This is a genomic window from Brucella sp. BE17 (assembly GCF_039545455.1).
Taxonomy (GTDB): Bacteria; Pseudomonadota; Alphaproteobacteria; order Rhizobiales; family Rhizobiaceae; genus Brucella.
On the sequence record NZ_CP154467.1, the window covers coordinates 368,646 to 392,165 of the forward strand.

Genomic DNA, 23,520 nt, shown 5'->3' on the forward strand with positions numbered 1-23,520 from the left:
TCCATGGCGACGATCGTTCTGCAAGCGGTGGGTGCTGCCGTAGGTGGCATATTCGGCCCCGTGGGCGCGGCGATTGGCGCGGGGCTGGGGGCGATGGGCGGTTATGCCATCGATAATGCGCTGATCAATTCCACCCGCCATATCGAAGGCTCACGGCTCAATGGCGGTCGTGTCGTGACAGCCGAAGAGGGCGCGGCACTGTCTTTCATCTATGGCACGGCACGCGTGAGCGGCACGTTGATCTGGGCGACGCGTTTTGAGGAAAAGGCGACCACCGAGCGGCAGGGCGGCAAGGGTGGTCCGAAGGTTACAAGCTACAGCTATTTTGGCAATGCCGCCTATGCGGTCGCGGAAGGTGAGATCGCGTTCATCCGTCGGGTATGGGCCGATGGACAGGAACTTGATCTCACCGAAATTGAAATGCGCGTCTATCGTGGCACCGCGACACAACAACCCGATCCTTTGATCGAAGCCAAGCAGGGAAGCGGCAATGCGCCCGCCTATCGCGGCACGGCCTATGTGGTGTTTGAGCGCATTCCACTCGACGGCTTTGGCAATCGCCTGCCGCAATTTCATTTCGAGGTGGTGCGTCCTGTCGGCAAGGTCGCAAGCGATCTGCGTGCCATAGCACTTATTCCGGGCTCGACCGAATTTGGCCTGCAACCAGATCCCGTGACCGACGAGCCGGTACCGGGAACAGGTCGTTCCATCAATCGCAATGCCGTGCGTGCGCGTAGCGACTGGACGGCGGCTCTCGATGAATTGCAGGCGCTTTGTCCCAATCTCAAACATATCGCCATCGTCGTACCGTGGTTCGGCGATGATTTGCGCGCCAGCCACTGCCGCATTCGTCCCGGCGTGACAGCACTTTCTGCCCGCAAGCCGAGCCATGTCTGGCGGGTGGAAAATGTCACACGTGGGAGCGCTCCCCTGATTTCTAAAAGCGGTAAGGGAGCTGCCTATGGCGGTACCCCCTCGGATGCCAGCGTGATCGCGGCTATCCGCGATGCGCGGGCGCGGGGACTGCATGTCACGCTCTATCCCTTCATCATGATGGATATTGCAGCCGGAAATGCGTTGCCTTCACCCTATGGCGGCGTGGGGCAGGCGCTCTATCCATGGCGCGGACGCATCACCTGCCATCCGGCAGTGGGGCAGGCGGGCTCTCCCGACAAAACCTCTTCGGCAGGCGAACAGGTAAGTGCTTTTGTGAATGGGCAATGGGGCTATCGCCGGTTTTTGCACCATTGCGCCGATCTGGCGCTGCGTGCCGGCGGTGTTGATTCCTTCCTGCTCGGCTCAGAACTACGTGGGTTGACCAGCATTCGCGACAGCCGCGAAAACTTTCCTTTTGTCGTGAGCCTTTGTGCACTTGCCGCTGAAATGCGCGAGCGGCTGGGAGGATCCTGTCGCATCACCTATGGCGCGGACTGGTCGGAATATTTTGGCTATCAGGCTCAGGACGGCACGGGCGATCTGTTCTTTAATCTCGATCCGCTGTGGTCACATCCGGCGATCAATGCCATCGGTATCGACAATTATATGCCGCTGGCCGATTGGCGCGATGGCGATCTCGATGGCGGTAATCCTGATGGCTTTAATGCGCCTTATGATCTCGATGGCCTTGCCGCACAGGTCGAGGCAGGCGAGGGGTTCGAGTGGTATTATGCCAGTTCCGGAGATCGGAATGCGCGTGTGCGCACGCCCATTACCGATGGAATGGCTGGCAAGCTATGGGTCTATCGCTTCAAGGATATCCGCTCATGGTGGAGCAATCCGCATTTCAACAGGATTGATGGTGCGGAACAGGCGCAATCAACGGGCTGGGTTCCGCAATCCAAGCCGATCTGGTTCACGGAACTCGGCTGTCCCGCCGTCGACAAGGGACCCAACCAGCCCAATGTCTTTCCCGACCCAAAATCTTCGGAAAATGCGGTGCCGTATTTCTCGAATGGCTCTCGCTCGGATATCGGCATGGATCGGTTTTTGCGTGCGCATTACCAGCATTGGGAACAAGCCAATACGATCTCGCCGGTTTATGGCGGGCCGATGCTGGATATGGAACGCATCTATCTCTGGGCATGGGATACGCGACCCTTCCCGGAATTCCCATTAAACAGCAGCACGTGGGGTGACACCGCCAACTGGCGGCTCGGCCATTGGCTGAACGGGCGTCTGAGCGGGGTGGCGCTGGATGAACTGATTACCGCCATTCTAACCGATTTCGGATTGCCTGCCGCTGATTGTTCCGGCGCTGACGGGCATCTCTCTGGCTTCATCGTTTCCGAACCATCGAGCGTACGCGGCGTTCTGGAGCCGCTGTTCAACATTTTTGGCATTCATGGTTTCGAGCAGGCAGGAAAATTCGTGTTTAAAAGCATCGCGCGGGCAGCATCGAGCATTGCAGTCGGCGATAGGCTGGTTGAACCCGACGAGGGTGCGGCGCTGACCGCAGAACTCGAAGATCAAGGCACATTGCCCGCATCTGTCGAGCTCTACTGTAACGATCCATTGCGCGATTTTCAGGTGGTAGGCGCGTCCGCGAGCCGCGGCCAGGGGCAGGGCAGTGAATCCCTAAGTCTTGCCGGTGCCATGGAACAGGGACAGGCGACCGCCTTGGCGCAGGCGTGGCTTGCGCGCCGCCATGCCGAACGGCGCACGGCATCTTTCGCGCTGCCGTGGTCGCAGGCGGCCATTCATGCCGGTGATCGCCTGCGTCTTGATATGCTGGGCGGCACCCGTGATTATGTCGTGACCAGTCTGGAGGATGGCGCGGTGCGATCCGTGCGGGCAGTGGCGCTTGCGCCCAATATCGTGTTTGCGGATGAAGGCGTAACACCGCCTGTTTCGCCCGGCGGAACCGTCATAGACATGAAGCCACTCTTTAATCTGATTGACCTGCCATTGTGGCCGGGCGCGGAAGAACCAGCCAACCAATTCCGCATTGCCTGTCATGCGCGGCCATGGCGCGGGGTGGCGGTCTATGCATCGCCCGCCGAGGACGATTTTAGCGAGCGGGCGCTGATCACCGAACGCGCCATCATGGGCGAACTTGTTGCGCCACTTGAGGGCGGTCGCAGCGGGCGCTTGCAGGAAGGGCACAGTATCGATGTCGTGCTTTATGCGGGCGAGTTGCAATCGCGATCGCTGGCGCAAGTCCTTAATGGTGGCAATACCGCGCTAATGCAGGCGCCGGGCGGGGACTGGGAGGTTTTCCAGTTTCTCGATGCCGAGGAAATCGGGCTCAATCACTGGCGGTTACGGCGCCTGCTGCGCGGCCAGCTTGGTACCGAGTCGGCTGCTCTTGTAGAAAAACCGCAAGGCTCGCCGTTTATCCTGCTGGATGCTGGGGTGCGCGCGACAGGCCTGACGAGTTCTGAACTGGGGCTTGAACTCAACTGGCGCGCAGGAGCGGCGGGCAAGACGTTTTCGGAAGCTTTTTTCGATACACGGTCTGCGATTGGCGGCTTGCGTGCGCTTAAACCGCTCAGCCCGGTTCATCTCAAGTATGATCTTCAGTTGAATGGTGATCTCGTCTTCCGCTGGATCAGACGCGGGCGCGTTGACGCCGATAGCTGGCTTGGCGAGGACATTCCGCTTGGTGAAGAACGCGAACTTTACAGGGTGGACGTTTGGCAGGAAGGGCAATTGCTGCGCAGTGAGCAGGTTGCGGCATCCGTCTGGACTTATGCCGATGTGGACCGTTTGGCTGAAACCGGCACTGGTTCTTTCGAGCTTCATGTGGCGATGGTGAGCGCAAAAATTGGCACCGGCGACGTGGCCATTCTTGAATTCGCTCACGTAGCGTAATATTTCTGCTCTGTGATTACCCGGATTTCCTAATTTCATAAAGCGTGATAGCTAAGATAAAAATACCCTTAGACTCGGTGGCGATAATGGTTGTTCATGCATCGTTCAGCTGCCGGGCGCTATACAAGGCAGCATGATGAAACAGAACCCTGCACTTAAAGTTTTCGCGCTTCTTGCGGTCACTCTTGGCCTGTTGCCGGTGAATGCCGGTGCCTTGTCGATCAGTGTTCCGCAAACTTCCGGGCTGGTTGTCGCTGCTGCCGGAGACTGTACGGCCGTGGGTGAGCGGGTTGCTGCCTCACAGGGCGGACAACTGGCAAAAGCCACGCCTTCCACGCAGAATGGAGCACCCGTTTGCGTCGTGGTGGTGCTGGTTCCGGGCCGCAACGGTGAACGTCCACGCCGTGTCGAAGTGGCGGTCCCCAATAAGTAAAAGTTTTCGCTGTCCGATATCTGCAGGTCATGTGTCTTGCTCCGGAATGATCTCTTCCGGGGTGGGCAATGACAGCGGATATTTTATTGATAGCGGAAAACCATCCTGCTTTTTAGCCGGCTTGTTCAGGGAGATAGTCTGATTTGCGTATTTTGATCGTTGAAGATGACAAGGACCTCAATCGGCAAATATCCGACGCCATGATTGCCGCGGGCTATGTCGTCGATAGCGCTTATGATGGCGAAGAGGGCCATTTTCTCGGCGATACCGAACCTTACGACGCCGTCATCCTCGATATAGGCCTGCCGCATATGGATGGCATCAGCGTGGTCGAGCGCTGGCGGCGCGATGGGCGCCGCATGCCGGTTCTGATGCTCACCGCGCGTGACCGCTGGAGCGACAAGGTTGCGGGTATCGACGCAGGCGCGGATGATTATGTCGCAAAACCCTTTCACATCGAGGAAGTTCTGGCCCGTCTTCGGGCACTGATCCGACGGGCGGCAGGGCATGCGTCGTCAGAACTTATCTGCGGACCGCTGACGCTTGATACCAAGACCTCCAAAGCCAGCGTCGATGGCGTGATGCTCAAACTCACATCGCACGAATTTCGTCTGCTCTCCTATCTGATGCACCATATGGACGAGGTGGTATCGCGCACCGAGCTGGTCGAACATCTCTATGATCAGGATTTTGACCGCGATTCCAACACGATCGAGGTCTTTGTCGGTCGTTTGCGCAAGAAAATGGGAATCGATCTGATCGAAACCGTTCGTGGCATGGGCTATCGTATCCGCTCCGATAATGGGGGCGCGGTCAAGGAGAACGGAAACTGAAGCTTCTTCGTCTTTTCCGCATCCGCTCGCTTGCCGCACGCGTCGTCACTCTGTCGACATTGTGGGTGATCGCAGCGCTTGTGGTTGTTGCGACGTTGATCGGTACACTTTATGGCGATGCTGCTCGCAGCAATTTCGAGCGGCTTTTGACAGCGCATCTTTTCAGTCTGGTTGGTGCGGTCAGCGTTTCAACGGAAGGCGCATTGCAGGGGCGCCCGGAACTGGGCGAACTGCGCTATTCAAGCCCGCTTTCGGGCTGGTACTGGTCTGTCGACCCCTTGACCCACAATGTGACCGGTGAACTTCATTCTCCTTCTCTTCTAGGGCGCATCGTGCCGGAAATGCCGGTTTCGCAAGCACCGTTCGACAGTTCCTTCATGCGCAGCTATTCCCTGCCAGGCCTGAACGGCGAAGAACTTTTCATCGTGGAAACGGAAGTGGTGCTCGATAACCCATCCCGTGTTGCCCGTTTTCGCGTCATGGGAAACCTCAGCGAAGTTCAGGCCGAGGTTTCCGAATTCAGAACCCGTCTTGCGACCTATCTCGCTATATTCGGCATCGGCAGTATTTTGATCAATGCTGCCATCATTTTATTCGGGCTGCGACCACTCGATAAAGTACGTCAAGCGCTCGCCGATATTCGCGAGGGGCGCTCGTCCAAATTGGAAGCCCAGCTTCCGGTCGAGATTGCGCCGCTCGCACAGGAAATGAATGCCTTGATTGAAAATAACCGCCGTATCGTCGAGCGGTCGAGAACGCAGGTCGGCAATCTCGCTCATTCGTTGAAAACGCCGCTTTCGGTGCTCGTCAATGAAGGGCGTGCCATCGGTGGAGATCCGGGCCGCGTCGTTCAGGAGCAAAGCGAGGCCATGCAGGTGCAGATACAGCATTATCTGCAACGCGCCCGTATTGCCGCGCAGCGCGACAGCGTGGTTTTTCGTACATCTGTAAAGCCAGTCATGGAGCGCATGCATCGTGTGAGCGCAAAACTCAATCCTGCCTTCGACGTTCGTCTGCACAATGAATTTCCCGAAGCGGTTTTTGCGGGCGAAAAGGAAGACCTTGAGGAAATCATCGGTAATTTGCTTGAGAATGCCGGAAAATGGGGTCGCGCTCGTGTAAACATCAGTGTGATACGGTCGGAACTTCCAAAGCAGTTTGAAATCCGCATCGAAGATGATGGTCCGGGGCTTGCAGACGATAAGATCGAATCGGCCCTTAAACGCGGAAGCCGTATCGATGAAACCAAGCCGGGTACAGGATTGGGACTGGCCATCGTTCAGGATGCGGTTCGGGAATATGGCGGCAGGCTTGATCTCGATAAAAGCCCGCTCGGGGGCTTGCGTGTTCGTGTCTGCCTGCCGCTGGCAGAAAACTGATGGTTGTTTGACTGAATATTTCACCGTGAACAAAAGCGGTTCGCACTTTTGCTGGAAATGCTCTAAAAGGTGAAATAATGAGATCGCATCAGGCGATTATATGCATGCTGATTTATTGATAAAGGCCTGTTTGTTATGATGAGGGTATTCAGCTTTTCCAAAGCGGTGTCGGTTGCGTCGGCGATGTTGGCTCTGTCGCTGGTATTGTCGGCTTGCGGAACCGCTGGAAGGGGAAAGATTTTGCCATCGATTGGCAATACACCTTCGGCAAAGCCGGAAACAAGCTTGCTGACGTCATTGGGGAATGGGCTTTTGGGCAATGCCGCGACACAGTTGGCTGCGAGTGATCGTCGTAAGGCCCTGGAAGCTGAATATCGGGCGCTTGAATATTCGCCTAATGGGAAAGCCGTCTCATGGAGCAGCGGTTCGAATTCCGGTGAAGTTACCGCCGCGCAGCCTTATCAGGTTGGTTCGCAGAACTGTCGCCAATATTCGCACAGTTATGATATTGGCGGCACGAGCCAGACCACGCGCGGCACTGCCTGCCGTAATGCGGACGGAAGCTGGACGCCGCTTACCTGATTTGGCATGATTTATCGGGTTTTATGCTTTTGCGGCGAATTGCCCTAGGGCGTCACTTATTACAGGTCTTCAGTTGGTTTTTTTCATGGCTGGGATTAAGTCATGGCCATGGAATTCTGGTTGATTGCAGGACTATTGACTCTCATGGCCACTCTGGCCGTCTTGCTGCCGCTTACGCGGAGCAAGCAGGCCTTTTTGTCGGCTCAAAAAAACGATCTTGAAGTCTATCGCGATCAGTTGCGCGAGGTTGGACTGGATGCCGCACGCGGCATGATCGACCGGCAAAGCGCCGAGCAGGCGCGCGTAGAAATTTCACGCCGTATCCTGAATACTGAAAAAGCCAGCCGGACCTTTAGCGCCGTTGAAACCTCAGTTGCTTCAGCCCAAAGCAAGGCGAGAATCACCGCATTGAGCGCGGTGCTGGCCGTGCCGTTGATTGCATGGAGTGTTTACCCTCTTTTCGGTAAGCCCGACATGCCGTCCATGCCGCTTGCCGAGCGGCTTGCAGCCGCGCCCAATTCCGGTTCCGTCGATGAACTGGTCGCCCGCGCCGAAGCGCATCTGGCGCAAAACCCCGGTGATGTGCGCGGCTGGGATGTTCTGGCCCCCATTTACATGCGGCTTGGGCGTTATCCCGACGCTCTCAATGCCTATCGCACGTCCATCCGCATTGCCGGTGAAAGCTTCCCCCGCCTTCTGGGATTGGGAGAAGCGCTGACGTCGGTTTCCGGCGGTACGGTGACGGCTGAGGCCGAAGGCTTTTTCAGGAAAGCTGCTGAACTGGAGCCGAACGATGTCCGCCCGCAATTCTATCTTGCGCAGGGCGAAATGCAGGACGGACACCCTGATGTCGCGATCAAACGACTGCAAGGTTTTCTCGACAAAGCGCCTGCTGATGCGCCATGGCGGGGGCGGGTCGAGGAGGCCATTGCGCGTATCGGCGGCTCGAAACCGGATATGCAAGCAGCGCCCAAAGGGCCAAATGCTGAGGATATCGATGCGGCTGCTTCTTTGTCTGCACAGGATCGTCAGGCGATGGTGGAAGGCATGGTTCAGCGTCTGGATGAAAGCCTTACGCAAGATGGACAGAATCTTGATGGGTGGAAGCGCCTCGTGCGCTCTTATATGATCCTTAATCGCCGCGATGCAGCACTCGACGCGCTCAATCGGGGCATGGCAGCACTTGAGAATGAGAAGCGGGCAGAGCTTCTGAGCTTTGCAGCGCAATTGGGCTTGGAGGCGCAAAAATGAGTGCAATCTCCAATGAAAATCCAGGTAGGGCAAAGCCAGTAGGTAGCCTTTCACGCGTAGTCAAACAGAGAAAGCGCAAGCGCCTGATGCTGATCGGCGGTGCTCTGGCGGTACTTGCGATTGCTGTCGGCCTGATGTTGGTGGCTTTCAGCCAGGATATTCGTTTTTTCCGCACACCATCCGATTTTACACCACAGGAAATTACATCCGGTTCGCGTTTCCGCTTGGGCGGTCTGGTCGAGGAGGGCTCGGTGGTCCGGCAAGGCAGTGAATTGCATTTTACCGTTACCGATACGATCAAGACCGTCAAAGTCGTCTTTGAAGGGATTGCTCCCGATCTTTTCCGCGAGGGGCAGGGCGTTGTCGCCGAAGGCCGTTTCGAAACGGACGGAATTTTTCGCGCCGATAGTGTCCTGGCCAAGCATGACGAGAATTACGTTCCCAAGGACCTTGCCGACAGTTTGAAGGAAAAGGGCGTATGGGAAGGGAAATAAGATGAGTGTCGAAATCGGCCATTTTGCGCTGGTGCTTGCGCTTGCGCTGTCCATCGTTCAGTCCGTTATGCCGGTGATCGGTGCGCACAGGCGGGATGCTCAGTTTATGTCGGTGGCCGTGCCGACAGCGCTTGCGGTTTTTGCGCTGATATTTCTGTCATCGGCCATTCTGGTGCATTCCTATGTCGTCTCCGATTTCTCGGTTCTCAACGTCGTCGAGAATTCACATTCGCAAAAACCGCTGCTTTATAAAATTACCGGCGTCTGGGGCAATCACGAAGGCTCCATGCTATTGTGGGTATTCATCCTCACTCTTTTCAGCGCGCTCGTCGCAGCCTTCTCCGGTAATCTTCCCGAAACATTGCGCGCCAATGTTCTGGCTGTTCAGGGCTGGATAGCCACGGCCTTTCTGGCTTTCATCATTTTTACGTCCAATCCGTTCACACGTATTTTTCCTGTGCCTCTTGAAGGTGGTGACCTCAATCCGATCCTTCAGGATATCGGGCTCGCTATTCATCCGCCGCTCCTGTATCTCGGCTATGTCGGTTTTTCCGTGTGCTTTTCCTTTGCCGTCGCAGCCCTTCTCGAAGGGCGGATCGATGCGGCATGGGCGCGGTGGGTGCGACCATGGACATTGCTCGCATGGATGTTCCTGACTGGCGGCATCGCCATGGGATCCTACTGGGCCTATTATGAACTGGGCTGGGGTGGCTGGTGGTTCTGGGACCCGGTCGAAAACGCGTCCTTCATGCCATGGCTGGTGGGCACCGCGCTTCTTCATTCTGCACTTGTGATGGAAAAGCGCTCGGCACTGAAAATCTGGACGGTCTTGCTGGCGATCCTCACCTTCTCGCTGTCGTTATTGGGGACATTCCTCGTTCGCTCTGGAGTCCTCACATCCGTGCACAGTTTTGCGACCGATCCGGGGCGGGGGCTGTTTATTCTGGCGATCCTTGCCATTTTCATCGGTGGTTCCCTGTCGCTCTTTGCGCTACGCGTGCAAAGTCTTTCCGCAGGCGGCATTTTCCATCCGATCTCGCGCGAAGGCGCATTGGTCTTCAACAACCTGTTTTTGACCACGGCTGCCGCGACGGTGCTGATCGGCACACTTTATCCGCTATTGCTGGAAGTGACGACGGGTGAAAAGATTTCTGTCGGAGCCCCCTTCTTCAACATGACATTTGGGCCTCTGATGGTGCCGCTTCTGCTTGCCGTGCCGATTGGTCCTCTGCTCGCTTGGAAGCGCGGTGATCTTTACGGCGTTTCGCAACGGTTGATGACGGCGTTTGCGTTAGCATTGATCATGACCGGCATCGTACTCTGGAGCACATCAGCCAGTTCGGTCATGGCTGCCTGCGGTATAGGGCTTGCGGTCTGGCTGATCTTTGGCAGTCTCACCGATCTCGTGCTTAAAGCTGGTATCGGTAAGGTTTCGAGCGCAAAAGCATGGGCGCGGTTCAAGGGATTGCCGCGTTCGATTTTCGGGACAGCGCTCGCCCATATGGGGCTTGGCATCACGCTTCTAGGCATTGTCAGCGTCACAACCTATGGCACGGAAAATGTCGCGATCATGCGTCCCGGCGATACGATCAAGGTTCAGAACTACAGTTTGCGGTTTGAAGGCCTGCGTCCGCTGACCGGCCCCAATTTCACGGAAAATCGCGGCACATTCACCTTGCTTGATTCGAACAACCGCAATCTCGGCCAGATCGAACCATCCAAGCGCTTTTTCCCGGCACGTCAGATGCCGACTACCGAATCTGGTATTCGCACGCTTTGGTTCAGCCAGGTCTATGTCGCCCTTGGCGACGAGCCGGGTGACGGTTCGGCCGTCGTGCGAGTGTGGTGGAAGCCCGAGGTCACGCTGATCTGGTATGGCGCGCTCGTCATGATGGTGGGAGCCTTGTTTTCGCTGGCGGATCGTCGTTTGCGTGTCGGCGCACCGGCTAAAAAACGTAAAGCGTTGCCCGCGAAAAACGCGGAGGCCACGGCATGAGACAGAGACGGCTTTTTGCAGTGCTGATGGTTCTGGCTGTAAGCCTGTTTCAGCTTGCGCCTGCATGGGCCGTCAACCCGGACGAAATCCTGCCCGATGCAGCGCTTGAAAAGCGTGCACGTTCCATTTCTACTGAACTGCGCTGTATGGTTTGCCAGAACGAATCCATCGATGATTCGAATGCTGAACTCGCCCGCGATCTGCGTCTTCTCGTGCGTGACCGTCTGAAAGCGGGTGATACGGACGCGCAAGTCAAAGATTTCGTGGTCGATCGCTATGGCGAATTTGTACTTTTGAAGCCGCGCCTTTCCGCACATACTGCCCTTTTATGGTGTTTTCCCGTCATTGTTCTTTTTGTGGGCGGCGCTGCGATCCTGTTTGCCGTACGCCGTAAAACCGGGGCTTCTCAAGCTGTCGAGCCGCTTTCGGAGCAGGAAAAGGTCGATCTCAGGCGGCTTTTGAAGGACAATTAAGCGTTTCTCTCTCATTCGCTGATTACAAACCTTACGAAACTTTCATGTTTTGGAAATTGAGCGGTAAGGTAGTTCTCACTATCGTGACGCTATAAGGTTTAAAGGGCGCTTGGCCTGACGAAAAACAGACAGGCCAAGGAAGCCCAATGGCTGCTCGCAAGGAGAGATTAATGTCCAGAGCCAAGATTTTTAATTATCGCAAGGGTGTTGCAACGATTGCTATTTGCGCGGCGCTGGCCGGCGGGTTCGTTGTAACCGGGCCTTTGGGTGCGTTCAATCAAGCACGTGCTGAAGCCGTGCAAGTAACGCCCGCAGCCGTGCCCGGCTTTGCCGATCTGATTGAAAAGGTTCGCCCGACGGTCGTCAGTGTCCGTGTAAAGAAGGACGTTCAGGAAGCAGCTGATCGCGGCGGTTCGCGCGCCTTTGGCGGTCCCGGCTTCGACCAGCTTCCCGACGATCATCCGTTGAAGCGCTTTTTCCGAGATTTCGGCATGGAACCACGCGGCGATGCGCGTCCTGACAAACGTCGTGGCCCCGGCAAGCGTCCCGGTGGTCGTCCAGGTCATGAACGACCCTTTGCGCAAGGCTCAGGCTTCTTCATTTCCGAAGACGGATATGTCGTCACCAACAATCACGTGGTTTCGGATGGCGATGCGTATAGCGTCGTTCTGGACGACGGCACCGAATTCGACGCCAAGCTGATCGGCACCGATCCGCGCACCGATCTGGCGGTGCTGAAAGTCGATGATGCCAAGCGCAAGTTTACCTATGTGGCGCTCGGCGATGACAGCAAGGTACGCGTTGGTGACTGGGTTGTCGCGGTCGGCAATCCGTTCGGTTTGGGTGGCACGGTGACATCGGGTATCGTTTCGGCGCGTGGTCGCGACATTGGGGCCGGTCCTTACGACGATTTCATCCAGATTGATGCCGCCGTCAACAAGGGCAATTCCGGTGGTCCTGCCTTTAATCTCTCAGGTCAGGTGATCGGTATCAACACCGCTATTTTCTCGCCGTCGGGCGGCAGCGTCGGTATTGCCTTCGCCATTCCTGCGTCCACTGCCAGCCAAGTCGTTGATCAGCTGATCAAGAAGGGCTCGGTCGAGCGCGGCTGGATCGGCGTACAGATACAGCCTGTGACCAAGGATATTGCCGCATCGCTCGGTCTTGCCGAGGAAAAGGGCGCGATTGTCGCTTCCCCGCAAAAGGATGGACCGGCCGACAAGGCTGGTATCAAAGCAGGCGACGTGATCACCGCCGTCAACGGCGAGCCTGTACAAGATCCACGGGATCTGGCACGCAAGGTTGCAGCCATCAATCCGGGCGAGGATGCGGCCGTCACGCTTTGGCGCAAGAACAAGGCCGAAGAAGTCACGATGAAGATCGGCACTATGCCGGATGATCAGAAGCAGGCCAGTACACCTTCCGATAAAGGGCAGGGCGGATCGAACGGTGAAACGCTCGACAATTATGGTCTGACGGTTGTGCCTTCGGAGGAAGGCGACGGCGTGGTCGTCACCAATGTCGATCCGGACAGCGATGCAGCCGATCGTGGTATCCGTTCCGGTGACGTGATCGTCAGCGCCAACAATCAGACGGTCAAGAACGCCAAGGATATAGACAAGGCGATTGAAGAAGCCTCCAAAGCGGGACGCAAGGCTGTTCTGTTACAGGTGCAAAGCAATGACCAAAGCCGCTTTGTGGCGCTTCCCATTGATCAGGGCTAAATCACAGGGCCATTGACAAGCTGTTCTGCCAGGCGGGAAACTGCCTGGTATCGCCTTATTCAAACAGGGTATTTATAGTGCGCGTATGAAAATTCTCGTTATCGAAGACGACCGCGAAGCGGCCCGCTATCTGGAGAAGGCTTTTACTGAAGCTGGACATCTTGCCGACATCGCCGGTGATGGAGAGACGGGTTATGCTTTAGCCGAGAACGGCAGCTATGACGTGATGGTCGTCGATCGCATGCTGCCCAAGCGTGACGGCCTTTCGGTCGTGGCCGGGTTGCGCGCCAAGGGCATGGAAACGCCGGTGTTGATCTTGTCAGCTTTGGGCGAAGTCGATGACCGCGTGACGGGTCTGCGCGCAGGCGGCGACGATTATCTGACAAAACCCTATGCATTTTCCGAACTGCTTGCGCGCGTGGAAGTGCTGCAACGCCGGTCCAGTCCGCGCGAGGCTGATACGATCTATCGCGTCGGCGATCTTGAACTTGACCGGCTTGCGCATACTGCACGGCGTCAGGATATCGATATCACACTGCAACCACGCGAGTTCCGGCTTCTCGAATATCTCATGCGCCATGCCGGGCAGGTTGTCACGCGCACCATGCTGCTTGAGAATGTTTGGGATTATCATTTCGATCCGCAGACCAATGTAATCGATGTGCATATTTCCCGCCTGCGCTCAAAAATCGAAAAAGGTTTTGATGTCCCGCTGCTGCATACAGTGCGGGGCGCAGGGTATATGCTCAAAGCCGGACGCGCCAAGCCGTCTGCCAAACCCTCTGATAAGATCTCTGGCAAGGCGGATTGATGAGCCGGTTTGCAGCGCTCATGCGCACTACGGCAGTGCGCCTTACGGCTCTTTATCTGCTGCTGTTTGCGGTCGGTGCCGTGGCGCTGGTCTTTTATATGACCAATATGTCGGTTTCCATGCTCACGGGGCAAACGCAGGAAGCGCTGGGCGAGGAAGTCGCAAGTGTCGGCAAGGCTTATGCCCGCGGCGGTATCCCGCAACTGGTGCGCACGATCGATTATCGATCGCGCCAGCCGGGCGCCTATCTCTATCTCGTGGCAGATCCGGCGGGACGTATTCTTGCGGGCAATGTCGAGGATGTCGAGCCGGGTGTTCTAGACACCAATGGTATTGTAGAACGCGCCTTTTCCTATAAACGTTATGGCGATCAGGGGACGGAAACCGAGCATCGCGCTGTTGCCGTGGTGATTGCACTCCCCAACGGCATGCGGCTTCTGGTCGGGCGCGATCTGGGTGAACCTGAACGCTTCCGCGATATCGTGCGCCGCTCCCTGATGCTAGCGCTCGGCATCATGGGGGCTGGCGCCTTCCTGATCTGGTTCTTTGTCGGACGCCGCGCGCTCAGGCGCATTGATGACGTATCACGCGCCTCGCAACGCATAATGGATGGCGATCTCACGGGCCGTCTGCCGGTCATTGGGTCCGGTGATGAATTCGATCGTCTTTCCGCCAATCTCAATGTCATGCTGGGGCGCATACTGGAGCTGAATGAGGGACTGAAACAGGTTTCCGATAATATTGCGCACGATCTCAAAACACCGCTGACGCGATTGCGCAACCGTGCTGAGGAAGCGCTTTCCGGCAAGAAGGCGGGAGTTGAATATCGTGCGGCACTTGAAGACATTATTGGTGAATCCGATCAGCTGATCCGCACATTCAGCGCGATCCTGATGATTTCCCGGCTTGAATCTGGCTATTCGACGGAAAACCTTGAGAATATGCCCGTGGCCCCCATCCTTCGCGATGTGGCGGAAATGTATGAGCCGGTCGGCGAGGATGCCGGTGTTACGCTGACGCTCGGCACACTTGACGAGGTGACACTGCATATCAACCGCGAGCTGATCGGTCAGACGGTCTCCAATCTGGTGGATAATGCCATCAAATATGCAGGCTGCGATGGCCATGAAGCATGTGTGACGCTTGCTATGGAGCGCGACAAGGATTTTGTGCGCATTGTCGTCGCCGATACTGGCCCCGGCATTCCCGAAGACAAGCGCGAGCAGGCGACCGAGCGGTTTGTACGCCTTGAAGAAAGCCGCACACAACCGGGGTCTGGCCTCGGTTTAAGTCTTGCCAAGGCAGTTATGAAATTGCACGGTGGCGCGCTTCGACTGGAAAGCAGGCAAGATAATGCGTCCGGACTGCGTGCGGTTCTGGAGTTTCCGTTGCCTGCAGACGAAGGGCATTCATAAAGGCGAGAGAGATCATGGCGGCTGAGGATACAGGGACACTGTTTTTCGAGAGAAATCTGCGGGCCCTTGAGCCGCTTAATGCCGAGCGAGCACAGTCCTTCTATACTGATCTGAGCGAGCGGGTTCTAGGAGCCGATTTGCCTGATGTCGCAGCTTTGCTGGAAAAACCGGAAGCCGCGAGCTTTCTTTCAGCCGTGCTCGATCTTTCGCCGTTCATTCGTGAAGCGCTTTTGCACCATCCCGCTATTTTAAGCCGTCTGGTTATAGTGCCGCCCGAAACGTGTTTGCGCCAAATTCTCTCTGAAACTGCTACATGCGGGGGGCAGGATGGTATGAGCGAAGCCGCGCTCATGACGAGCCTCAGGCTTTTCAAGCGTGAAGCGCATGTGCTGATTGCGCTATGCGATCTGGCACATATTTTTGATACGCAAGCGACCACTGACTGGCTCACCGATCTGGCGGAAGCCTGCACCGGGGCGGCGGTGCGTTTTCTGCTGCGCGATGCGGATCGTGCGGGCAAGATCGCGCTTGTCGACCGCGATGATCCTGAAAAGGAAAGCGGCTGGATCGTGCTTGGCATGGGCAAATTCGGCGCAAGGGAACTTAATTATTCGTCCGATATCGATTTGATCGTTTTCATCGACGAGATGCGCCCTGCCATTGGCGACGCTTACGAATGTGTCGATACGTTTTCACGTCTCACCAAGCGGCTGGTGCGCATTTTGCAGGACCGCACGGCGGATGGTTATGTGTTTCGCGTCGATCTGCGACTTCGTCCCGATCCCGGGTCAACGCCGCTGGCGATACCCGTGGGTGCTGCCCTTAATTATTATGAAGGTCGCGGTCAGAACTGGGAACGCGCCGCCATGATCAAGGCGCGGCCTGTGGCGGGAGACAGGGTGTCGGGTAATGCCGTGCTTGCGGAACTCTCCCCTTACGTCTGGCGCAAATATCTCGATTATGCGGCGATTGCCGATGTGCATTCCATCAAGCGGCAGATTCACGCCCATAAGGGCCATGGCGATATTGCCGTGCGCGGCCACAATGTGAAGCTTGGGCGCGGCGGCATTCGCGAAATCGAATTTTTCGTGCAGACGCAGCAATTGATTGCTGGCGGACGCTTTCCCGAATTGCGCGGCAACCAGACTGTGCCGATGCTTTCGAAGCTGGCCGAGCGTGGCTGGATCACTGAGACGGCACGCGATGCTTTGGCGCGGCAATACTATTTTCTCCGCGATGTCGAACATCGTATCCAGATGATTGCCGATGAGCAGACCCATATCCTGCCCGAAGACGATGAAGGTTTTGCCCGTGTCGCACATATGATGGGCTATGCAGACCCTGCTGAATTCTCGCAAAAATTTCTCGATGCGTTGAAGGTCGTTGAAAAACACTATGCCGCCCTTTTCGAGCAGGCACCGGAGCTAGGAAGTTCTTGCGGCAATCTGGTTTTTACCGGCGATGTCGATGATCCGGGCACTCTGGAAACTCTTTCGACCATGGGTTTTGAGCGTCCGAGCGATATCTGCCGCGTCATCCGCACATGGCATTTTGGTCGCTATCGCGCTACCCAATCAGCCGAAGCGCGTGAACGCCTGACGGAACTGACGCCCGCGCTGCTGCAAGCCTTTGCAGAGACCAAACGAGCTGATGAAGCGCTCATGCGTTTTGATGGGTTTCTGCAGGGTTTGCCTGCGGGTATCCAGCTTTTCAGCCTGCTGCAATCCAATCCCCGCCTTTTAAGCCTTCTTGTCATGATTATGAGCGCAGCCCCACGCCTTGCCGAGATCATCACCCACAAGCCGCATGTCTTTGACGGGCTGCTCGATCCGGCCATCTTTTCCGAAGTTCCCACCCGCGCCTATCTCGAAGAACGATTGCGGGTGTTTTTAGGCGCTGCGAGCGATTACGAGGAAGTGCTCGATCGTCTGCGCATCTTTGCCGCCGAGCATCGCTTTCTGATCGGTATCCGTCTTCTGACAAGTGCCATTGACGGCGTGCGGGCAGGCCGCGCCTTCTCCGATCTTGCCGAACTGATGATAGCTCGAGCGTTCGAGGCGGTGGAAGCCGAATTGCAGCGCCGCCATGGCAATGTCATGGGTGGCAAGGTGGCACTCCTTGCCATGGGCAAGCTTGGTAGTCGCGAACTCACAGCCGGTTCCGATGTTGATCTGATCCTGCTTTATGATCACGATGATGCGGTAGAGCAGACGGACGGTGAAAAGCCGCTCGCGCCCTCGCAATATTTTATCCGCCTGACCCAGCGGCTAATTGCAGCATTATCTGCGCCGACTGCCGAAGGCGTGCTTTATGAAGTTGATATGCGGCTGCGTCCGTCCGGCAATAAGGGGCCAGTCGCCACCCACATCGCATCCTTTGGCAAGTATCAGCGCAGCGAGGCCTGGACATGGGAGCATATGGCGCTGACCCGCGCGCGTGTCATCCATGCGGATGCGGATTTCAAAACCTTTATCGAGCGTGAAATCAACGCCATAATCACTATGCCACGCGATGATGCAAAGATCGCCCATGATGTGCGTGAGATGCGCCAGCTCATCGAACAGGAAAAGCCACCGCGCGATGACTGGGATTTCAAACTGAAACCCGGCGGCATTATCGATCTGGAATTCATTGCGCAATTTGCCGTTCTGGCTGGAAAGGTAAAAGCCGGTCAGCGATTACTTGCCACCGAAGAGGTTTTGGCCAATCTCGAACCCTCTTTTGCCGATCCGGCGAGCGTGGACGCACTTGTCGAGGCGCACCGCTTCTACACCAATCTGAGCCAGACGATCCGCCTCTGTCTCGGCCGTGATGCGGCCCGCGACGAATTCATTCCCGGCATGATCGATCTTTTGTGTCGTGCTGCTGAACTGCCCGATATTTCACGGGTCGATCATCAGCTGCACGAATTGGCCAAAAACGTCCGCGTTAGTTTTGAGGCGCTTGTCAAAACCTGATCAGGCGGCGTTGATGATCGTGTTCTGCTGGGCGATCAATACTGCCTTGCGATCGGGGATGCAGACGGAAACCACAGTGCCAACACCTTCGGTTGAGCGGATGCGCAGCCAGCCACCATGGAGTTCAGCCAGAGAGCGCGTGATGGCAAGGCCGAGGCCGGATCCGCTATGCGATTTGGTGAACTGGTTTTCCACCTGCTCAAAAGGCTGGCCGATCTTTCTGAGCGCCGATTTCGGTATGCCGACGCCGGTGTCCTGAATGGTCATGAACAATGCTGATCCCGCCTTGCGTGCACGGACGGTAATGTGACCGCTGTGCGAAGTAAATTTGACGGCATTGGAGAGAAGATTGATCAGCACCTGCTTGACCGCACGGCGGTCAGCCTGAAGGTGCATTCCATCCTCAATGCGCGTTTCAACGGTAATGTTCTTTTCATCCGCCTGCAGCGAGATCATGCGCACCGTCTCGCTGATCAGCGGGCAGAGATCGATTTCTTCGCGGTCAAGCGAGAAGTGACCCGCCTCGATCTTTGACATATCGAGAATGTCGTTGATCACGTTGAGCAGGAAGTTGCCGCTGGTGTGAATGTCGTTGATATACTCCTCATAGCGGTCCGAGCCGAGAGGCCCAAAAGTGCCAGCTTGTATCATTTCTGAGAAGCCGATGATGGCATTGAGCGGTGTGCGCAATTCGTGCGACATGTTGGCGAGGAATTCGGACTTGGCACGATTGGCGGCCTCTGCACGTTCCTTTTCCTGCGCGTATTTTCGTGCCAGTTCAGAAAGCTCACGCACCCGATCGCGTTCGCCCTTACGCGCAATGGACAGGTCGTGAATAGTTGCCATCAGGCGGCGTTCACTGTCCACCAGCCGTTCCTGATGCAGCTTCAACTGCGTAATGTCGGTGCCGATGGAAACAAGGCCGCCATCCTGCGTACGGCGTTCGTTGACTTGCAGCCAGCGGCCATCGCTCAGTTGGCGTTCAAAGGTTTGCCCACCAGCGCGGTTATGCTCATTGGCCATCCTGCGCTCGAAGGTGAAGGGGCGCGTATGCGCATCGACTTCGTTGCGCGGCACACCTGGCTTCAGCGTCCAGACCGGTAGGCCTGCATATTCGCTGAATTTGGAATTGGCCATCACGAGGCGGTTATTGGCATCCCACAGAATAAAAGCTTCCGAAATATTTTCGATGGCCTCGCGAATGCGCATATCGGCTTCTGCCGTCTGTTGCGCGAAGCGATGCTGCTCGCTCACATCGAAGGCAATGCCGACCAGATGTAGATCGCCCTCGCGGGCAATATCGGCACGCACGCGCATCCACACCCATGAGCCGTCAGCGTGACGCATGCGGAACACGCGATCGACATGGGAAATATCGCCGGATGCCGCCTGCTCGGCGATGGCATAAAGATCACCGTCGTCCGGATTGATGATAGCCGTGACGTCGGCAAACGGAAGCACTGCGTCCTGCGCCTCATAGCCGAGCATTTCATACATCGAGCGCGACCAGTAGATCCGCCCGCGCGCCATATCCCAGTCCCACAAGCCGCAGCGTCCACGCGCCAGCGCCAGATCGATGCGCCGTTGGATCTGTCCCGACAGATCGTCGGCCTCGCGTGCGCGTGCCGCTTGACTGAAATAGGCATAGAGAATGGCGAACATCACCCCGGTCGTGCCTGCAAACAGCGTGACATTGAGCGAGACGGCGCGGCGCCATTCAGAAAAAATGGTTTTCTCTGGCTCAACCGCAATGACCGAATAGGGCAGCGAAAGGGTTTTGGAAAGCGCACCATAAGCGGCTTCGCCCTTGAGTGTCACATTAAGAACGCCGGCGCGTTCGGCAAACAGGAACAGTGGCTGGGATTCGGCCAAAACCGTATCGACCTGTTTGCCGGTCATGTCGGCTAGAGGACCGGATGCGGCGATGACTGCTGACTGGTTGTCGATAACGGCAACCGTCATGCCTTCAGATGACAGGCCACGTGTGCGAAATTCAGCAATCGTGTTGCGGATATCACTGGGGTCGATCCGTGCCCCGGTCTCCGTGCCGTTTGCCATCCGCTCGATCATTTGTGCCAAATTGGCGGTGGCGGCTGACAAGCCCGCCTTGTGCTGCTGCTCGATGTCCTCGTGCCATGCCAGCATGGAAAAGGTGCGCGCCACGCCCAGAATAACCAGGAAGATAACGATAAGGGCGGGTACGAGACGGCGCAGGATGGGTTCAATAGAGATGAATTTACCATAGGCCGGACCGGCAAGAAGGCTGACATGGCCAGAGACCTTGCCCTTCTTTTTTTTCCGTCCGGGCGCACGATGCGACCCTGCCGGCGCGCCATACGCGTCGGTGCTTGCCATCTGATTGTCCCTCGTTAATTCCCTGCGAGTGTGTGATTCGAAAATGCCGCCTCCGAACAGGTTCAATGAATCAAAAGTGATTCGCGCTGTCCAGCGATTTCCTTAACGAAACGTAAAAAAGACAGTTCCAAAAAGGAGAATCTGTCATGAATCTCAAGCTCTTATCCGGAATCTGTTCGCGAGCCCTTCCTACTAACCGCATGAAAAGACTCATGAAAGCGAACGGCTGTAACATGACCCTTACGCGCGAAGGCAAACGCATAGTTCAACCACTTTCCAACCGTAGCAGCACAGGCTGCATACGGAAGAAAAGGCTAAAACAGCATAATGGCATTTATGGGCCGCGAATCAGGCAAGCGTTCGATCCACGATATCCCGCAGGTCAGTGGATAGTCCTGCAGAACCCGCAATCCGCTCAAGCGCGGTTTTTGCCCGCGCCCGCCGTGTCTCTTCAAGCGAACGCCATGAACGCATGGCGGTGAGAAGACGTGCGGCAAGCTGCGGGTTTTCGGGATCGATGGCAAGAATGGTGTCGGCAAAGAACGCATAGGCCGCGCCATCCTTGCGATTATATCCGGTAGGGTTGGCTGCGGAAAATGCGCCGATCAGTGAACGCACGCGATTGGGATTATCGAGCGAGAAAAGCGGGTGTTTGGTCAGTTCGCGAACGGCATTAAGCGTGTGCAGTCCGGGACGGGTCGCCTGCACGATAAACCATTTGTCCATGACGAGCCCATCGCTGCCAAAACGCTGCTCGAAAGCCGACAAGGCTTCCTTTGCTTGTCCGGTTTCGCCAAAGCGGTGCACCAGAACGGTGAGTGCTGCAAAGCGGTCGGTCATATTGTCGGCCTGCGTGAACTGTGCGTGCGCACGACCCGGTACGTTCTCATGACAGCTCAGATAGTCGAGCAACACATTGCGTAAAGCGCGTTTTCCCGCCGATTGTGCGTCGGGCGAGAAGGGGCCATCCTGTTGAAATGCATCGTAAAGCGCAGCAAAATCCGCTGTGTGCGCATTGGCAATGGCTGCGATCATTTGCTCGCGGCTTGCCAAAATGGCGTCGGGATCGACATTGCTGCCCAGTTCGCGAGCGATATCGCTTTCACCCGGAAGCGTCAGGCAAAGGGCGCGGAATGCCGGGTCGAGCTTCTCATCTGTTGTAATGTGACCTGCAAGTGCTACGATTTCGCTATCAACCTGCGTCTTGCCGCCATCACGTGCAGCCTCCAGCAGGCTTTGCGTGAAAATGCCGGTAATGGCTTGCCAGCGGGCGACATGATCGCAATCGTTGAGCGCAAGGAAAGCGCGGTCTTTGGCGCTGAGCGGCGCATCGAGATTGACGGGTGCTGAAAAGCCGCGCAAGAGCGATGGCACCGGCCGGGTTGTGATACCATGAAAGGTGATCGTCTCAGCGTCTTTGCGCAGATGAATGACGCCCTCGCGCACGTCGCCACCCTCGATATCTGTCGGCTCCATATCGCTGCCGTCCGGCCCGACAAGGCCGAAGGCGACCGGAATATGCATCGGTTTTTTGACAGGCTGTCCGGGTGTGGGAGCAAGCGACTGCGCGAGTTTGAGCGTAAAAGTTTTGGCATCGGCATCATAAGCAAAATCTGCCTTGACTTTCGGCGTGCCGGACTGATCGTACCAAAGGGCAAATTGCGTAAAATCCTGTCCCGACACATCGGCGAAGACTTTTATGAAATCCTCGATTGTGGCAGCGTCACCGTCATGGCGCTCGAAATAAAGGTCCATGCCTTTTCGGAAAAGCTCTGGACCGATGATCGTGCGGATCATGCGCACCACTTCCGATCCTTTTTCATAGACGGTCGCAGTGTAGAAATTGTTGATCTCGCGATATTCTCGCGGTCGCACCGGATGCGAAAGCGGTCCGCCATCTTCTGGAAATTGCTGGGCTTTAAGCGTCTTCACCTCTGCGATGCGCTTGACCGGACGCGAGCGCTGGTCGGCAGAAAACTCATGGTCGCGATAGACTGTCAGCCCTTCTTTCAGGCAAAGCTGGAACCAGTCGCGGCAGGTGATGCGGTTGCCAGTCCAGTTATGGAAATATTCATGCGCGATGACGGTTTCGATCCCGGCATAATCGCCATCACTCGCAGTTTGCGGGTCGGCCAGCACATATTTGTCGTTAAAAACATTGAGGCCCTTGTTCTCCATCGCGCCCATGTTGAAATCCGAAACCGCGACGATGTTGAAGACATCAAGATCATATTCCCGGCCAAACTTCTCCTCGTCCCATCGCATTGAACGCTTCAAGGCATCCATGGCATAGAGTGCCCGGTCTTCCTTGCCGTGCTCCACATAAATGGCAAGATCGACGCTGCGCCCTGACTGCGTGGTGAAATGATCTTTTACCACCCCGAGCGAACCGGCTACGAGCGCGAAAAGATAGGATGGCTTGGGATGTGGATCGTGCCAGAGGGCAAAATGTCGGTCCGGGTTTTCCACGTTAACGCCGCTTTCGACTGGATTGCCATTGGAAAGCAGGACCGGTGCAGCCTCTTTATCCGCATCAATACGCACGGTATAGACCGAAAGCACGTCGGGGCGATCATAATAATAGGTGATGCGGCGAAAGCCTTCGGCTTCGCATTGTGAGCAATAAACGTCGCTTGAGCGATAAAGACCCGAAAGCTGGCGATTGGTCGTCGGATTGACTTCAGTGACGATTTCAAGCGTGAAACGCGCATGATCAGGCAATGCGTTGATTTCCAGACGGTCCGGTGTTGCCAGATAGCTGTTGGTGCTTAACGGCTCGCCGTTGATGGAGAGACTTAGAAGCTTCAACCCGTCGCCATCGAGAATGAGCGGTGTGCCGGCGGGCGTGGTGCTGCGGCGCTCGATGGTGAGTGCTGCGTGTACGATTGTCTTTTCCGGCTCAAGCGAAAAATCCAGTCTGGTTTCCGGGATTGCGTAATGTGTCGGGCGGTAATCTTGGAGACGGAAAGTCTGGCCGGTTTCAGGACGCATCGGAAAACTCTTTCTT

General features: G+C 56.4%; 15 protein-coding genes. 13 read left to right on the forward strand and 2 right to left on the reverse strand.

The features are described 5' to 3' along the window. Window positions 1–3 precede the first annotated feature (3 nt). The 13 genes from AAIB41_RS01790 (at window position 4) to AAIB41_RS01850 (ending at window position 18,158) form a co-directional block, all read left to right on the forward strand. A complete protein-coding gene (locus tag AAIB41_RS01790; protein ID WP_343313910.1) occupies window positions 4–3,810 on the forward strand; it encodes a glycoside hydrolase/phage tail family protein in 3,807 nt (1,268 codons plus the stop codon). A 136-nt stretch (window positions 3,811–3,946) separates the two neighbouring features. After that, on the forward strand, window positions 3,947–4,243 hold the full coding sequence (locus tag AAIB41_RS01795) for a hypothetical protein (RefSeq protein ID WP_343314776.1): 297 nt from the start codon (window positions 3,947–3,949) through the stop codon (window positions 4,241–4,243). Window positions 4,244–4,386: 143 nt separating this feature from the next. Further along, complete coding sequence (locus AAIB41_RS01800; protein WP_343313911.1) at window positions 4,387–5,076, forward strand: response regulator transcription factor; 690 nt, start codon at window positions 4,387–4,389, stop codon at window positions 5,074–5,076. Between the two features lie 50 nt (window positions 5,077–5,126). Then, complete coding sequence (locus AAIB41_RS01805; RefSeq protein WP_343314777.1) at window positions 5,127–6,455, forward strand: ATP-binding protein; 1,329 nt, start codon at window positions 5,127–5,129, stop codon at window positions 6,453–6,455. Window positions 6,456–6,590: 135 nt separating this feature from the next. Further along, window positions 6,591–7,037 (forward strand): hypothetical protein, encoded by a 447-nt coding sequence (locus AAIB41_RS01810; protein ID WP_343313912.1) that lies wholly within the window; start codon window positions 6,591–6,593, stop codon window positions 7,035–7,037. A gap of 108 nt (window positions 7,038–7,145) precedes the next feature. After that, window positions 7,146–8,288, forward strand: coding sequence for a c-type cytochrome biogenesis protein CcmI (gene ccmI / locus AAIB41_RS01815; RefSeq protein ID WP_343314778.1), 1,143 nt, complete (start codon window positions 7,146–7,148; stop codon window positions 8,286–8,288). After that, window positions 8,285–8,782 (forward strand): cytochrome c maturation protein CcmE, encoded by a 498-nt coding sequence (gene ccmE / locus AAIB41_RS01820; protein ID WP_343313913.1) that lies wholly within the window; start codon window positions 8,285–8,287, stop codon window positions 8,780–8,782. The genes ccmI and ccmE overlap by 4 nt, the downstream gene beginning before the upstream one ends. Before the next feature lies 1 nt (window position 8,783). Then, entirely contained in the window at window positions 8,784–10,778 is a 1,995-nt protein-coding gene (locus tag AAIB41_RS01825; RefSeq protein ID WP_343313914.1) for a heme lyase CcmF/NrfE family subunit, read from the forward strand. After that, entirely contained in the window at window positions 10,775–11,251 is a 477-nt protein-coding gene (locus tag AAIB41_RS01830; RefSeq protein ID WP_343313915.1) for a cytochrome c-type biogenesis protein, read from the forward strand. Before AAIB41_RS01825 ends, AAIB41_RS01830 begins: the two co-directional genes overlap by 4 nt. Window positions 11,252–11,421: 170 nt before the next feature. Beyond that, window positions 11,422–12,975, forward strand: a complete 1,554-nt coding sequence (locus tag AAIB41_RS01835) for a Do family serine endopeptidase (protein ID WP_343313916.1) — start codon at window positions 11,422–11,424, stop codon at window positions 12,973–12,975. A gap of 85 nt (window positions 12,976–13,060) precedes the next feature. Then, window positions 13,061–13,786 carry a response regulator transcription factor gene (locus tag AAIB41_RS01840; protein ID WP_343313917.1) on the forward strand — a complete coding sequence of 242 codons (726 nt, stop codon included), beginning with the start codon at window positions 13,061–13,063 and terminating at the stop codon, window positions 13,784–13,786. Next, entirely contained in the window at window positions 13,783–15,201 is a 1,419-nt protein-coding gene (locus AAIB41_RS01845; RefSeq protein WP_343313918.1) for a HAMP domain-containing sensor histidine kinase, read from the forward strand. Before AAIB41_RS01840 ends, AAIB41_RS01845 begins: the two co-directional genes overlap by 4 nt. A 14-nt stretch (window positions 15,202–15,215) precedes the next feature. Beyond that, window positions 15,216–18,158 carry a bifunctional [glutamine synthetase] adenylyltransferase/[glutamine synthetase]-adenylyl-L-tyrosine phosphorylase gene (locus AAIB41_RS01850; RefSeq protein ID WP_343313919.1) on the forward strand — a complete coding sequence of 981 codons (2,943 nt, stop codon included), beginning with the start codon at window positions 15,216–15,218 and terminating at the stop codon, window positions 18,156–18,158. Here AAIB41_RS01850 and AAIB41_RS01855 read toward each other — a convergent pair whose 3' ends face one another. After that, window positions 18,159–20,513 (reverse strand): ATP-binding protein, encoded by a 2,355-nt coding sequence (locus AAIB41_RS01855; RefSeq protein WP_343313920.1) that lies wholly within the window; start codon window positions 20,511–20,513, stop codon window positions 18,159–18,161. A 348-nt stretch (window positions 20,514–20,861) separates the two neighbouring features. Beyond that, entirely contained in the window at window positions 20,862–23,504 is a 2,643-nt protein-coding gene (pepN, locus tag AAIB41_RS01860) for an aminopeptidase N (protein WP_343313921.1), read from the reverse strand. Window positions 23,505–23,520 lie beyond the last annotated feature (16 nt).